13 protein-coding genes are annotated in these 14110 nt (G+C 63.0%); 4 read left to right on the forward strand and 9 right to left on the reverse strand.

The window, feature by feature from the left end:
* Positions 1-127 precede the first annotated feature (127 nt).
* Complete coding sequence (locus ACF8Q6_RS09965; protein WP_010953310.1) at positions 128-994, forward strand: LysR family transcriptional regulator; 867 nt, start codon at positions 128-130, stop codon at positions 992-994.
* On the opposite strand, the gene ACF8Q6_RS09970 is transcribed toward ACF8Q6_RS09965, so the two are convergent.
* The 5 genes from ACF8Q6_RS09970 to ACF8Q6_RS09990 all read right to left on the reverse strand — a co-directional run bounded on the left by ACF8Q6_RS09970 (position 968) and on the right by ACF8Q6_RS09990 (position 5049).
* Positions 968-2122, reverse strand: a complete 1155-nt coding sequence (locus ACF8Q6_RS09970) for an HPP family protein (protein WP_392494542.1) — start codon at positions 2120-2122, stop codon at positions 968-970. The two genes, ACF8Q6_RS09965 and ACF8Q6_RS09970, sit on opposite strands and share 27 nt — an antisense overlap.
* Before the next feature lie 319 nt (positions 2123-2441).
* Positions 2442-3761, reverse strand: coding sequence for a sensor histidine kinase (locus ACF8Q6_RS09975; RefSeq protein WP_392494543.1), 1320 nt, complete (start codon positions 3759-3761; stop codon positions 2442-2444).
* Positions 3758-4426 carry a response regulator transcription factor gene (locus tag ACF8Q6_RS09980; protein WP_014591651.1) on the reverse strand — a complete coding sequence of 223 codons (669 nt, stop codon included), beginning with the start codon at positions 4424-4426 and terminating at the stop codon, positions 3758-3760. The genes ACF8Q6_RS09975 and ACF8Q6_RS09980 overlap by 4 nt, the downstream gene beginning before the upstream one ends.
* Entirely contained in the window at positions 4427-4741 is a 315-nt protein-coding gene (locus ACF8Q6_RS09985; protein WP_003250344.1) for a PepSY domain-containing protein, read from the reverse strand.
* Positions 4741-5049 (reverse strand): PepSY domain-containing protein, encoded by a 309-nt coding sequence (locus tag ACF8Q6_RS09990; protein ID WP_392494544.1) that lies wholly within the window; start codon positions 5047-5049, stop codon positions 4741-4743. The genes ACF8Q6_RS09985 and ACF8Q6_RS09990 overlap by 1 nt, the downstream gene beginning before the upstream one ends.
* Before the next feature lie 219 nt (positions 5050-5268).
* Here ACF8Q6_RS09990 and ACF8Q6_RS09995 point away from each other — a divergent pair, with 219 nt between their 5' ends.
* Positions 5269-6348, forward strand: coding sequence for a patatin-like phospholipase family protein (locus tag ACF8Q6_RS09995; protein WP_392494545.1), 1080 nt, complete (start codon positions 5269-5271; stop codon positions 6346-6348).
* Between the two features lie 53 nt (positions 6349-6401).
* The gene (gene queD / locus ACF8Q6_RS10000; RefSeq protein WP_012053047.1) at positions 6402-6758 is read left to right on the forward strand and encodes a 6-carboxytetrahydropterin synthase QueD; all 357 of its coding nucleotides are present in this window, start codon (positions 6402-6404) and stop codon (positions 6756-6758) included.
* Between the two features lie 26 nt (positions 6759-6784).
* On the opposite strand, the gene ACF8Q6_RS10005 is transcribed toward queD, so the two are convergent.
* Together ACF8Q6_RS10005 and ACF8Q6_RS10010 are read right to left on the reverse strand one after the other, a co-directional pair.
* Positions 6785-7546: a hypothetical protein gene (locus ACF8Q6_RS10005; protein WP_392494546.1), complete on the reverse strand. Its 762-nt coding sequence runs from the start codon at positions 7544-7546 to the stop codon at positions 6785-6787.
* 67 nt (positions 7547-7613) lie between these two features.
* A complete protein-coding gene (locus tag ACF8Q6_RS10010) occupies positions 7614-8081 on the reverse strand; it encodes a DUF1289 domain-containing protein (protein WP_012053049.1) in 468 nt (155 codons plus the stop codon).
* A gap of 405 nt (positions 8082-8486) precedes the next feature.
* Here ACF8Q6_RS10010 and acnB point away from each other — a divergent pair, with 405 nt between their 5' ends.
* Entirely contained in the window at positions 8487-11096 is a 2610-nt protein-coding gene (gene acnB, locus ACF8Q6_RS10015) for a bifunctional aconitate hydratase 2/2-methylisocitrate dehydratase (protein ID WP_012053050.1), read from the forward strand.
* 74 nt (positions 11097-11170) lie between these two features.
* Here acnB and prpD read toward each other — a convergent pair whose 3' ends face one another.
* Positions 11171-12655, reverse strand: coding sequence for a 2-methylcitrate dehydratase (prpD, locus tag ACF8Q6_RS10020; protein WP_392494547.1), 1485 nt, complete (start codon positions 12653-12655; stop codon positions 11171-11173).
* A gap of 171 nt (positions 12656-12826) precedes the next feature.
* On the reverse strand, positions 12827-14017 hold the full coding sequence (gene prpF, locus ACF8Q6_RS10025; RefSeq protein WP_392494549.1) for a 2-methylaconitate cis-trans isomerase PrpF: 1191 nt from the start codon (positions 14015-14017) through the stop codon (positions 12827-12829).
* Positions 14018-14110: the final 93 nt, after the last annotated feature.

Consider the following 14110-nt stretch of genomic DNA (forward strand, 5'->3'; position numbering starts at 1 on the left):
CCGCTCTACCCATGCCGCCATGGGACTAAAGTCACAACCGACCTGCAAATTTGCAGACAACGCAATAGCGCCCCATAACGGTGCAAAGCCTCTAGAATAGGCCACCCCTTCAACCACCGAGCAGCCCATGGACATCGAGCAGGCCCGTACCTTCCTGGAAATAGTGCGTTGCGGCAGCCTGGTCGCCGCGGCTGAACGCCTGTTCGTGTCACAAACCGCGATCACCGCGCGCGTGCAGCGCCTGGAACAGCAACTGGGTTGCCAGCTGTTCGTGCGTAGCCGCAGCGGCGCCAGCCTGACCAGCGATGGCGAAGCGTTCGTCAGTTATGCCAACCAGTTGGTGCAAACCTGGGAAGCTGCGCGCCGCGACCTGCCGTTGCCTGAAGGTTGCCAGCAGGTGCTGCATGTGGGCGGTGAGGTGAGCCTGGGCAACCCGATGATGCTCGACTGGGTAAGTGCCCTGCACCGTGAACTGCCCAGCCATGCCATCCGCAGCGAAGTCAGCGATGGAGAGTCGCTGCTGCGCAAGGTCGAGATGGGCTTGCTGGACGCCGCGCTGGTCTACCAGCCGACCTACGGTCCAGGCCTGCAGGTGGAGCAGTTGATGGAAGAGAAGCTGATTCGCGTGCGCCGGGTCGAGCGGCCCGAGCCGTACATCTACATCGACTGGGGCGAGGCCTTCCGCCGCCAGCATGATGCGGCCCTGCCCGACTGCGCGCGCCCGGCGCTTAGCTTCAACCTTGGCCCGTTGGCCCTGCAGTTCATACTCGACCAAGGTGGCAGTGGCTACTTCCGCACGCGGGTGGTGCAGGCCTATCTGGACAGCGGCGTGTTCGAGCGGGTACCTCAGGCTCCGGAGTTCACCTACCCGACCTTTCTGGTGTACCCGCGAAAACGTGACAGCGAAGCCCTGCAACAGGCCTTCGCGATCCTGCGCCGGCTGGTCGCTGCCGGCGCCAGCGACTGGTCACAGCGCTGGGACCCGGTTATCTGAAGCCTCGGTCTTGCTGAGCAACTGACGCTTGAGGCCGGCAATCAGGTCGGTCTGGGTGATCACCCCCACCAGCTTGTCGCCATCAAGCACCGGCAAGCAGTGCAGGCCTTGTTCGCACAACAAGGGCAGCAGGCGCTCCAACGGGTGCTGGCTGCTGACACTGACAACCCGCCTGCTCATCACTTGCGCCATGCGCACTGCCTGGCGGCCGAACAGACCGCGCCAGCTGAAACGCCCACGCTGCATCGCCGGGCCAACCAGGTCGCTGAGGCTGACGATGCCTACAAGCTCGCCGTGCTGCAGGACAGGCAGGGTTTTCAGGTGATGGCTGGCGAGCATTTTCCAGGCCTGCTCCAGCGTGGTATCAGGTGTGGCGAACTGCACATCGCGGGACATCACCGAGGCCGCGGTGATACCGCCAAGGCTGCGCTGCAGGGCGTGCTGCTCGGTGGCGAGGATGATGCGCTCCAGCTCGTCACGGGTGACATCGACGAACTCGCCCAGCTCTTCCAGGGCCTGGTCCAGGTCTTCACTGCGGATGCCGACCCGCTCGCCGGGCAGCGGGTCATGGGTGTGATGCAGGTCTTTGCGTGGCACCGCGCCTTTCGGGTAGCGCACACCCGTCAAACGGTTGTAGGCGATTGCCACTGTCACCAGGATCAGCGCATTGAGCAGCACCGGCTCCAGCAGATGATCGCCCATGGCGGTCAACCCCGGGTCGGCCAGCACCGCGCTCACTGCCACGCCGCCACCCGGCGGGTGCAGGCAGCGCAACAGGCACATGACCAGGATCGAGATGCCGAGCGCCGCAGCAGCCACCCACAGCTCGGGGCCAAAGCCTTCGCGCATGGCCAGCCCCACTGCACCCGCCAGGGCGTAGCTACCCAACACTGGCCAAGGTTGGGCCAGGGGGCCGGAATGCACCGCAAACACCAGTACCGCCGAAGCAGCCAGCGGGCCGAGCAAGTGCAGGGCGATGCTGGGGCCATAGGCCAGGCTGGTCAGCCAGCCCGCGAGGAACAGACCAAGCAGCGCACCGACACCGGCACGCAACCATTCTTTTGGGGGGATGTTGAGAGGGGCCGGCAACAGCCGCTGCAGACGACTTTCGGAACGCGAGGCAGACATTTGGGCAATCGGGATCTTTGATTTTTCTGTTCAAAAAGAAAGCCCAGCCGAGTTGGCCTGGGCCTCGTATTGCGCATGCAATAGCACAAGGGGCTCCGTCCGTGGAGAGATGGAAACCGCAGGGTTTCGTGGGAGGATTTTGCCGGGTGGGGGGAATTTGGGCTAATTCAAAAAACTGCGGCTGTACTGCAATTTTTTTGCAGTACTGATAGGACCAAAGGACGCGGCGCGCCCTTTCGCGACACAAGGCCCCACAGGGGATTGCGTACACCTGTGGGAGCGGCCTTGTGTCGCGATGGGCCGCACAGCGGCCCCGGCATTAACGAGCCTTGCGCGGCAGGTCGATGCTCACCCGCAACCCGCCCAGCGGGCTCTCCAGCAAGCCCAGGCGCCCTCCCCATGCGTCAACGATATCGCGCACGATGCCCAACCCCAGCCCATGCCCAGCCACCTGTTCGTCCAGCCGCGAACCACGCTCCAGCACCTGCTGCCGCTGGTCTTGCGGTATACCCGGGCCATCGTCATCAACCCACAGCCGGTAGCCCTCGGCGTTCGGCGCGATACCCAGGCGCACTTCGCTGTCTGCCCACTTGCAGGCGTTGTCCAGCAGATTACCCAACAGTTCCAGAACGTCCTCGCGGTCCCATGGCAACAACACCCCGGGCGACACATCACTTGCCAGGAGCAGGCCCTCGCCATGAATCATGCCCAAGGTCCCGAGCAACCCCGGCAGTTCGGCATCACAATCGAACTGCGCGCCCGGCAGCGCATCCCCTGCCAGGCGCGCACGGTTCAGCTCGCGCGCCAGGCGTTCCTGAATCTGCTGCAACTGCTCACGCATTTGCGCCCGTACCTCCGGCAGACCCTGCAAGCGTTCACTGGAGGCCAGGCTCAGCAGCACCGCCAGCGGCGTCTTCAGCGCATGGCCGAGGTTACCGAGGGCATTGCGTGAACGGCGCAGGCTGTCTTCGGTATGGCTAAGCAAATGGTTGATCTGCCCCACCAGCGGTACCAACTCGCTGGGCACCTCGGCATCCAGCTGCGAGCGCTGCCCCTGCTGCAGCTGGGCGATCTGCTGGCGTGCCCGCTCCAGCGGCCGCAGCGAGCGGGTAACCGTGATGCGCTGTAGCACCAGAATCAGAATCAGCGCCACCAGGCCCATGCCCAGGCCGATCTGCTGCAAGCGCCGAAAACCTTCGCGCACCGGCGAATAGTCCTGAGCCACACTGATCGAAATGTCCTGGCCCAGGCGCCGGTAGTCGGCACGCAGGGCCAGCAGTTGCTGGCCTTCCGGGCCGAGTTCATGGCTATCGGAAAGCCCGGGCGCTGCGGGCTTGGGCATGTCCAGGTCCCACAGCGAACGAGACCTCCAGGTACCCTGGTCGAAATCGATGCGGAAGTAGTAACCGGAAAACGGCCGCTGATAGGCAGCCGAGATGCGCCGCTCATCCAGCTGCAGGCCCGAAGGCCCGCGCACCAATGCCACCAGAAGGTTCTCGCTTTCGTTGCGCAGGCCGTTTTCCAGATAACGTTGCAGGCCGGCCTCGAACAGCCACAAGGTCAGTTGCGCCAGCACCACGCCGACCACCACCAATACCGCCACCAGGCCCAGGCTCAGGCGTGCCTGGATCGACTTCACTCGCCGCTCCCCGCATAGATGTAGCCTTGCCCGCGACGGGTTTCGATCACACTGCGGCCCAGCTTGCGGCGCAAATGGTTGACGTGGACCTCCAGCACGTTCGAGTCGCGCTCGGTTTCACCGTCGTAGAGGTGCTCGGCCAGGTGGCTTTTGGACAGGATCTGCTGCGGGTGCAGCATGAAGTAGCGCAGCAGGCGGAACTCGGCGGCGGTCAGTTGCACATCCACCCCGTCGCGGCTCACGCACTGACGGCTTTCGTCAAGGTGCAGGCCGGCCGCTTCCAGCTTCGGCTGATTGGCCAGGCCACGGGCGCGGCGCAGCAACGCCTGAATGCGCAGTTGCAGCTCTTCGGGGTGGAAGGGCTTGCTCAGGTAATCGTCAGCCCCGGCCTTCAGCCCTTCGATGCGCTCGGCCCAGGAGCCGCGGGCGGTGAGGATCAATACCGGCGTGGCCAGGCCGGCGGCGCGCCACTGGGCCAGCACGTCCAGACCGGGCAAGCCAGGCAGGCCGAGGTCCAGGATGATCAGGTCGTAAGGCTCGCTTTGCCCCTGGTAAACCGCGTCACGGCCATCAGCCAGCCAGTCCACGGCATAGCCCTGGCGCTGCAGGCCGGTGGTCAGTTCATCGGCCAACGGTACGTTGTCCTCGACAAGCAACAGGCGCATTCAGTCATCTTCCTCGTCTTTGAGCAGGGCGCCGGTGCTGGCATCGAGCTTGATCTCGCGCACCACACCTTCAGTCGTCAGCAACTCGACTTCATATTCGTAGCGATCATCGTCTTCTTCCAGCTCGGCTTCCAGCAGACGCGCCCCGGGATGACGCCCCAGGGCGGTCTCGAGCAGCTGTTCGAGCGGCAGGATGATGCCCTTCTGACGGAGCTTCAGGGCTTCATCCTGATCCAGGTCGCGGGCAACAGCCAGGGAGCAGACGGCAAGCAGCGAGAGCGCCAGGTAACGTGCCGTCCGGGATACATGGATCATCAGCTGTCTCGTGCGTCCTTGAGTACCTCACCGGTCTTGGCATCCATGTCGACGTCCCATTCGACGTTCTGCGTATCACGCAGCTCGACCTTGTAGATGTAGCGGCCGTACTCGTCTTCAAGTTCCGAGTCAGTGACGGTGGCGCCTGGGTGCTTGGCCACGGCAGCGGCCTTGAGTTCGTCCAGCGACTTGATGGTCTTGGCGTTGACCAGTTTGACCACTTCGTCAGGCTGAACGTCCTTGGCGAAGGCGGCATTGGCGCCCAGGGCGAGGGCAGCGGCGGTGATCAGGGCAGTCATGGTTTTCATCGTTCTTCTCTCCTGAGAACTGTGCAAGTTGTCTACGGGGTTAAGATTAACCAGCGGTCCTTAATTCAACCTGAAAACAGCTGGCGGCATGATAGCGCAGTTACGCCGCCAACCCGACCCGGCCTCGTGCAAGGTGCGGCCTTGTGCTGCGAAAGGGCCAATACAGGCACACACAGGTGTGCTATCTGTAACGGCTGCTTTTAGCCCAAGAGACCCGCCATGAGCGCCATCCACATCAAATACCCCGCCCTCACCTTCAAGGCCGGCCAGCGTGCCTTGCGACACATCCGCGAGCGCGGCCTGCAAGCGGCCGATGTCGGGGTATTGCCGGGCGCGGCGGGTGGGCCGAAGCCGCTGGGCATCCAGGGCCTGGACCTGGCGCTGTTCGGCGAGTGGCTACCCTCGGCACCCCGTCAACGTGCCCTGATCGGCGCATCGATCGGTGCCTGGCGCTTCGCCAGCGTCTGTCTCGACGACCCAGTCGCCGGCATCCGCCGCCTGGGCGAGCTATACACCGAGCAGGATTTTGCCAAGGGCGTCACCCCGGCCGAAATCAGCCGCAGCTGCCAACGCATGCTTGATGACCTGCTGGAGGGCCGCGACGGCCAGCTGCTGGCCAACCCTCACTACCGCCTGAACATTCTGGTGGTGAAAAGCCATGGCCAGCTCGCTCACGACCATCGCGGCCGCCTGGGCCTGGGCCTGGGCTCGGTGGTTGCCAGTAACCTCCTGGGCCGTTCGCGCCTGGCCCGCCACTTCGAGCGCATCATTCTGCACGATGGGCGCGCCGCGCCTCCGCTCGACACGCTGACCGACTTCCCCTCACGCTACCTGCCGCTGGACTTGACCAACCTGCGCCACGCCCTGCTCGCTTCCGGGTCGATACCGATGGTCATGCAGGGCGTGAAAGACATCCCCGGTGCCGGCGCCGGCACCTACCGCGACGGCGGCCTGCTCGACTATCACCTCGACCTGCCTTACCGCGGCGACGACCTGGTGCTGTACCCGCACTTCACCGACAAGGTCGTACCCGGCTGGTTCGACAAGGCCCTGCCCTGGCGCAAGGGCGATGCCACCCGCCTGCAAAACGTGCTGCTGATGACGCCTTCGCCGCAATACCTGGCCGCCCTGCCCTACGGCAAGTTGCCCGACCGCAACGACTTCAAGCGCTTCATGGGCGATGCGCCAGGGCGCAAGCGCTATTGGTACAAGGCCATTGCCGAAAGCCAGCGCCTGGGGGATGAACTGCTGGAACTGACCGCCACCGGGCGGCTGCATGAACGCCTGCAAGCCTTGTAGCGGCCATGCTGGTAGACTGCGCGCATTATTGATTCACACAGAGTTATGACAGCGTGGAAATTTTCAAGGAATTCACATTCGAATCGGCCCACCGCCTGCCCCACGTCCCTGAAGGGCACAAATGCGGCCGTTTGCATGGCCACTCGTTCAAGGTCGGCCTGCACCTGACCGGCCCGCTCGACCCGCACACGGGCTGGATCCGCGACTTCGCCGAGGTCAAGGCGATCTTCAAGCCGATCTATGATCAGCTGGACCACAACTACCTGAACGACATCCCCGGCCTGGAGAACCCCACCAGCGAAGTGATCGCCAAGTGGATCTGGGACCAGGTCAAGCCGCTGATGCCGGAGCTGTCGAAGGTGCGTATTCATGAAACCTGCACCAGCGGCTGCGAATACAGCGGCGATTGATTGGCGCTGCGCCAACCGAGCATGGGTCAAGGATTGGCAAAGAGCGGGCGAGGATGAGGAGGCACGCAAGGGTTCAACACCTGCAGGCTGAACTGGCCACGCTCGCCTCGACGGTTGTTAAGGTATGCAACCCGCTCGACCCTTCGCCTCACTTGCCGACCGTCCGGGCTATAAAGCTTCATGTTCAAGAACAATTGCCCTTCTTGCAACCGCTGCGGATTCAGGCCAGGGATGTGCCACAGTGGCGTTCGTCGCGCGGCGGTCAGCTTGTACAGTACCGTATCCAGATCGATAGGCGGGTCGACGGGTAGCACCACGGATGCCCCGAAGGGGTCGCGCAACGCCAGACTGGCCGGGTCGTCCTTGAGCACACCGGCATCCGAACCCGCAGGGTAAAAGCCCAGGTACCCGTTGCGACTGACGTCGAGCCAGTATTCCAGTGAAGGCCAGCGGTTCACGTTATTGCCCTCATATGCAGGGCGGATCTCGTAAACGAAGCCTGTTGCAAGTCGATAGACACCAAACCAGAAACTGTCACAAAACACACGCTGACGACCCTCGCCCGCCCACAGCGAGTCAATCAGGAAGGATTGCAACATTTCTTCGCCGTAGTCCAGGCTGGTCATCAGCCAACCATCGTCACCGTTCCAATCATCGAATTCGACCCAGAACGGCCGGGTGATTTCATCATCATGAAACTGGGCAGCACGCAACGGTGCATCCAGCAATTGCCAGCGGCATGTCGCGGTAAAACTCAGCAGCGGTTCAAAATACAGATCCGCCATCATCGGTACTCCATACGCTCGATAAAAAAGCACAATGGCGCCTTTTCAAAGCATGGAGCAGAAAGAAGGCTTACCTCAGTTCGGCACGCAGGAAGGCAGGGGCTATGTAGCGCTGGTAATGCGCCTCGGACAACAGGAAGAATTCGCGGTCGATGGCGTCGCGCAATTGGGGCAGTTCCCAGTCACGGAACTCCGGCAGCAACACCATGCCATAGGCCTCCAGATCACGGATCATCCGCGCCCCGCGGGCAATCAGCTGATACGCCCAGCAGTATTCCGATTGCTGCTCGACAAAACGGATCGAACGCTGCTGCAGTTGCTGGCGCAGCAAGCCTTTGTCGAACACTTCCAGCTTGGCCATCATCACCTGCGCCAGAAGCTGCTCCAGACGCAGCCACACGGCGCGTTTCTGCGCCTCGTCATAGCCATTCCAGTGGATCACTTCATGGTGGAAACGCTTGCAGCCACGGCATACCGTGTCTCCATACACCGTGGAGCAAAGGCCGACGCATGGGGTTTTGATGGATTGGTTGGACATGGAAAAACAACAGCTTGGCGATGGAACACAGGCCCATGTTAGCCCTTTGTCTAACCAGGGTCACTCGTTAAAGTCATGAACACCGCCTTACCTTCAGGCTTTTTTTACCGTAGAATCACCCGGCCTTTTCAAAGGCAACAATGTCCGTTGGAAGCTGTTTTCAAAGCGTCACGAGCACAGTTGATCCGGTAGAACGGCGTTGGCCCGGGCCATGCATCCCTCGCATGCCCGCGCCAGCCCTCATCAGTCCCGTTCTGCAGGCGTAAAACTTTGAAAGCAGCTTCTGTAAGGATTCCTTGCGACCCTGGTTGGGCGGCCCACAAAGCCGCAGCAGCGCATGGGTGCATTGAATGCTGGATAAGCGTCCCGGACCCCCTTTAGGGACCACTGATGAGGGAAATAACTGTGCTTGAAGCCTACCGCAAACACATCGAAGAGCGCGCCGCCCTGGGTATCGTTCCCCAGCCGCTGAACGCCGAACAAACTGCAGGCCTGGTCGAGCTGCTGAAAAACCCGCCGGCCGGCGAAGAAGCCTTCCTCGTAGACCTGATCACCAACCGCGTACCGCCAGGGGTCGACGAAGCTGCCTACGTCAAGGCCGCTTTCCTCTCCGCCGTCGCCAAGGGCGAAGCCAAGTCGCCACTGATCGACCGCAAGCACGCCACCGAACTGCTGGGCACCATGCAGGGCGGCTACAACATCGAAACGCTGGTCGCACTGCTGGATGACGCCGAACTGGGCGCCGTCGCGGCCGAACAGCTCAAGCACACCCTGCTGATGTTCGATGCCTTCCACGACGTGGCCGAAAAAGCCAAGGCCGGCAACACGCACGCCAAGGCCGTCCTGGAATCCTGGGCTGCCGGCGAGTGGTTCACCTCGCGCCCGGCCATCGCCGACAAGTACACCCTGACCGTGTTCAAGGTGCCTGGCGAAACCAACACCGACGACCTGTCGCCTGCCCCGGACGCCTGGTCGCGCCCTGACATTCCGCTGCACGCCCTGGCCATGCTGAAAATGGCCCGCGACGGCATCGAACCGCAGCAGCCTGGTTCGGTCGGCCCGCTGGCCCAGATCGAAGCCGTCAAGGCCAAGGGCTTCCCGGTCGCCTATGTCGGCGACGTGGTCGGTACCGGTTCCTCGCGTAAATCCGCTACCAACTCGGTACTGTGGTTCTTCGGCGACGACATCCCTTACGTGCCGAACAAGCGTGCCGGTGGCTTCTGCTTCGGCACCAAGATCGCCCCGATCTTCTACAACACCATGGAAGACGCCGGCGCCCTGCCGATCGAATTCGACTGCACCAACCTGGGCATGGGCGACGTCATCGACGTTTACCCATACAAAGGTGAAGTACGCCGTCACGACAGCGACGAGCTGGTCACCACCTTCGAGCTGAAAACCGAAGTGCTGCTGGATGAAGTCCGCGCTGGCGGCCGTATCCCGCTGATCGTCGGCCGTGGCCTGACCGAAAAAGCCCGCGCCGAGCTGGGCCTGGGTGCTTCCGACCTGTTCAAGAAACCAGAGCAGCCTGCCGATTCCGGCAAGGGCTTCACCCTGGCGCAGAAAATGGTCGGCCGTGCCTGTGGCCTGCCAGAAGGCCAGGGCGTGCGCCCAGGCGCCTACTGCGAGCCAAAAATGACCACCGTCGGCTCCCAGGACACCACGGGCCCGATGACGCGCGACGAGCTGAAAGACCTGGCATGCCTGGGCTTCTCTGCTGACCTGGTCATGCAGTCGTTCTGCCACACCGCGGCCTATCCGAAGCCGATCGACGTCACCACCCACCACACCCTGCCAGACTTCATCCGCACCCGTGGCGGCGTGTCGCTGCGCCCGGGCGACGGCATCATCCACAGCTGGCTGAACCGCATGCTGATGCCTGACACCGTAGGTACCGGTGGCGACTCGCACACCCGCTTCCCGATCGGCATCTCGTTCCCGGCCGGTTCCGGCCTGGTGGCCTTCGCTGCCGCCACCGGCGTCATGCCGCTGGACATGCCAGAATCGATCCTGGTGCGCTTCAAGGGCAAACTGCAGCCAGGCATCACCCTGCGTGACCTGGTTCATGCCATCCCTTACTACGCCATCCAGAAGGGCCTGCTGACCGTCGAGAAGAAAGGCAAGAAAAACGCCTTCTCCGGCCGCATCCTGGAAATCGAAGGCCTGGACGAACTGACCGTCGAGCAAGCCTTCGAGCTGTCCGACGCCTCGGCCGAGCGTTCCGCTGCCGGTTGCACCATCAAGCTGCCGGAAAAGGCCATCGCCGAGTACCTGCAGTCCAACATCACCCTGCTGCGCTGGATGATCGGCGAAGGCTACGGCGATGCCCGCACCCTGGAGCGCCGTGCCCAGGCCATGGAAGCCTGGCTGGCCAAGCCTGAGCTGCTGTCGGCCGACGCCGATGCCGAATACGCCGAAATCATCGAAATCGACCTGGCCGACGTCAAGGAGCCTGTGCTCTGCGCGCCGAACGACCCGGACGATGCCCGCCTGCTGTCCTCGGTACAAGGCGAGAAGATCGACGAAGTGTTCATCGGTTCGTGCATGACCAACATCGGTCACTTCCGCGCTGCCGGCAAGCTGCTGGAGAAGGTCAAGGGTGGCATTCCGACCCGTCTGTGGCTGGCTCCGCCAACCAAGATGGACGCTCACCAGCTGACCGAAGAAGGCTACTACGGCATCTACGGCAAGGCCGGTGCACGCATGGAAATGCCAGGCTGCTCGCTGTGCATGGGCAACCAGGCACGTGTGCAGACCGGTTCGACCGTGGTCTCCACCTCGACCCGTAACTTCCCGAACCGTCTGGGCGACGCGACCAACGTGTACCTGGCATCGGCCGAGCTGGCCGCTGTCGCTTCGATCATCGGCAAACTGCCGACCGTCGAAGAGTACATGCAGTACGCGAAAGACATCGACAGCATGGCTGCCGACGTTTACCGCTACCTGAGCTTCGACCAGATCGCCGAGTTCCGCGAAGCGGCAGCCAACGCCAAGATCCCGGTGGTCCAGGCGTAAGCTGAGTTACACGCTGTAAACAAAGCCCCGGCAGCGATGCCGGGGCTTTGTTGTTTGGGCCTGTGCCGGCCGCTTCATATCACAAACAAGTCCACGAACCTGTGCACAGCCGTGCCTTCCAGCTTCTGCTGGTCCTTGCACAGTTCGAAAACCTGCTGACACCGCTGCCGGGCAAAGCGGGTCGCCAGGTTGGCCCTGAACTTGGCCTCCAGCAACGGTATCCCCTCCCCCCGCCGCCGACGATGCCCGATCGGGTATTCCACCACCACTTGCTCGGTGCTGCTGCCATCCTTGAAGAACACCTGCAGCGCGTTGGCGATCGAACGCTTGTCCGGCTCCAGGTACTCGCGACTGAAGCGCGGGTCTTCCACCACCTCCATCTTCTCGCGCAGGCGGTCGATACTGGGGTGGTTGGCATGGAAGGCGTCCTCATAATGCTCCGCCACCAGATGACCAAAGATCAGCGGCACGGCCACCATGTACTGCAGACAGTGGTCACGGTCGGCGGCATTGGCCAGTGGGCCGCTCTTGGAGATGATGCGGATCGCTGATTCCTGGGTGGTGATGACGATGCGGTCGACTTCATGCAGACGATTACGCACAAGTGGATGCAGGGCTACTGCTGCCTCACAGGCGGTCTGCGCATGGAACTCAGCAGGGAAACTGACCTTGAACAGCACGTTCTCCATCACATAGCTGCCCAACGCCTGGGGCAGGCGCAGCTCGTACTGCCCGGCGGGCTTGAGCGCCAGGTCTTTGTTGGTGTGGCTGAACGAAACATCGTAGAACCCCCACTGCGTCGCCGTGAGCACGCCCGGCACGCCCATCTCCCCGCGCAAGGCGATGTCGGCCAGGCGCACACCTCGGCTGGAGGCATCACCCGCAGCCCAGGATTTGCGCGAACCGGCGTTGGGCGCGTGGCGATAGGTTCGAAGGGCCTGGCCGTCGACGAAGGCGTGGGACAAGGCCGAGAGCATCTGCTCACGATTGACCCCCATCAGCCTGGCACATACGGCGGTCGAGGCGACCTTCACCAAAATCACGTGATCGAGGCCGACGCGGTTGAAGGCGTTTTCCAGCGCCAGTACGCCCTGGATTTCATGCGCCATGACCATGGCCTCCAGCACATCACGCATCAGCAGTGGCTGTTCACCCGCGGAAACACGCTTCTGTGACAGGTGGTCAGCCACTGCCAGGATGCCGCCAAGGTTGTCCGAGGGATGAGCCCATTCGGCGGCCAGCCAGGTGTCGTTGTAGTCCAGCCAGCGCACCGTGCAGCCAATGTCCCAGGCGGCCTTGACCGGGTCGAGGCGATAGGAGGTGCCGGGGACGCGAGCACCATTCGGGACCAGCGTGCCTTCCACCTGAGGACCAAGGAGCTTGGTGCACTCAGGGAAGCGCAAGGCGAGAAGGCCGCAGCCGAGGGTGTCCATCAGGCAGTTGCGCGCGGTGTCCAGGGCCTCGCGGGATTCGACCCGGTAGCCGAGGGCATAATCGGCCAGGGTTTGTAGCACCCGGTCGTAGTCCGGGCGGTCATTGAGGTCTACGTTGGCGCTCATATCCAGCTCCCTTCAGAATTGCCGGGGTTGCTGTGCAGCCCTTCGCCGGCTCACCCGCTGCCACGGGTTGACCACAGCATCCAGAAGCTGTGGTTGCCCTGTGGCAGCAGGCAAGCCCGCGAAGGGCCGCCAAGCGGCCCCAACGAACTAAAGCCGAGCGCCAGTGGTGCGTTAGAAGCTGTCGCCAGGCACGCGAACCCAGCCCTCCATCAGCACGCGAGCACTACGGCTCATGATTGCCTTGGTTACCGTCCACTCACCATTCACCTGGCGTGCCTCGGCCCCGACCCGCAGGGTGCCCGAAGGATGACCGAAACGCACAGCGCTGCGCTCGCCCCCGCCAGCGGCGAGGTTGACCAGCGTGCCCGGAATGGCCGCCGCAGTGCCAATTGCCACCGCAGCCGTACCCATCATGGCATGGTGCAGCTTGCCCATCGACAAGGCCCGCACCAACAGGTCGATCTCATCGGCCTGCACCGCCTTGCCACTGGACGCAGTGTAGGTGCTCGGCGGCGCGACGAACGCCACTTTCGGCGTGTGCTGACGCCCGGCAGCCTGGTCGACGTTGTCGATAAGCCCCATGCGCACAGCGCCGTAGGCGCGAATGGTCTCGAAGCGCAGCAGCGCCTGCGGATCGCCGTTGATGGCGTCCTGGAGTTCGGTACCGGTGTAGCCGATATCGGCAGCATTGACAAAAATGGTCGGGATGCCGGCATTGATCAGGGTCGCCTTGAACGTACCGCCCCCCGGCACTTCCAGGTCATCGACCAGCTTGCCAGTGGGGAACATGGCACCGCCACCGCCGTCTTCATCGGCTGCAGGGTCAAGAAACTCCAGCTGCACCTCGGCCGCCGGGAAGGTGACCCCGTCCAGCTCGAAGTCGCCGGTCTCCTGCACTTCACCTTCAGTGATCGGGACGTGGGCGATGATGGTCTTGCCGATATTCGCCTGCCAGATACGCACGGTGGCGATACCGTTGCGCGGAATACGCGCCGGGTCGACCAGGCCACTGCTGATGGCAAACGAACCGACCGCAGCGGACAGGTTGCCGCAGTTGCCACTCCAGTCGACGAAAGCCTTGTCGATGCTGACCTGGCCAAACAGGTAGTCGACATCGTGCTCGGGTTTGATGCTTTGCGACAGGATCACGGTCTTGCTGGTGCTCGACGTGGCGCCGCCCATGCCGTCGATCTGCTTGCCGTAAGGGTCGGGGCTGCCGATTACCCGCAGCAGCAGTGCGTCGCGAGCGGGGCCTGGAATTTGCGCCTGCTCGGGCAGGTCTTGCAGGCGGAAGAACACGCCTTTGCTGGTGCCGCCGCGGATGTAGGTGGCGGGGATTTTGATCTGGGGTACATGTGCCATTTTCTTGGGCATCCTGATAGTCCGGTGAAATACCCTGGGGCTGCCTTGCAGCCCTTTCGCGACACAAGGCCGCTCCCACAGGTAGTGCGCCGC

Origin of the sequence: Pseudomonas sp. GLN_2 (assembly GCF_043106005.1) — a bacterium.
In the GTDB taxonomy this organism is placed as follows: Bacteria; Pseudomonadota; Gammaproteobacteria; order Pseudomonadales; family Pseudomonadaceae; genus Aquipseudomonas; species Aquipseudomonas alloputida.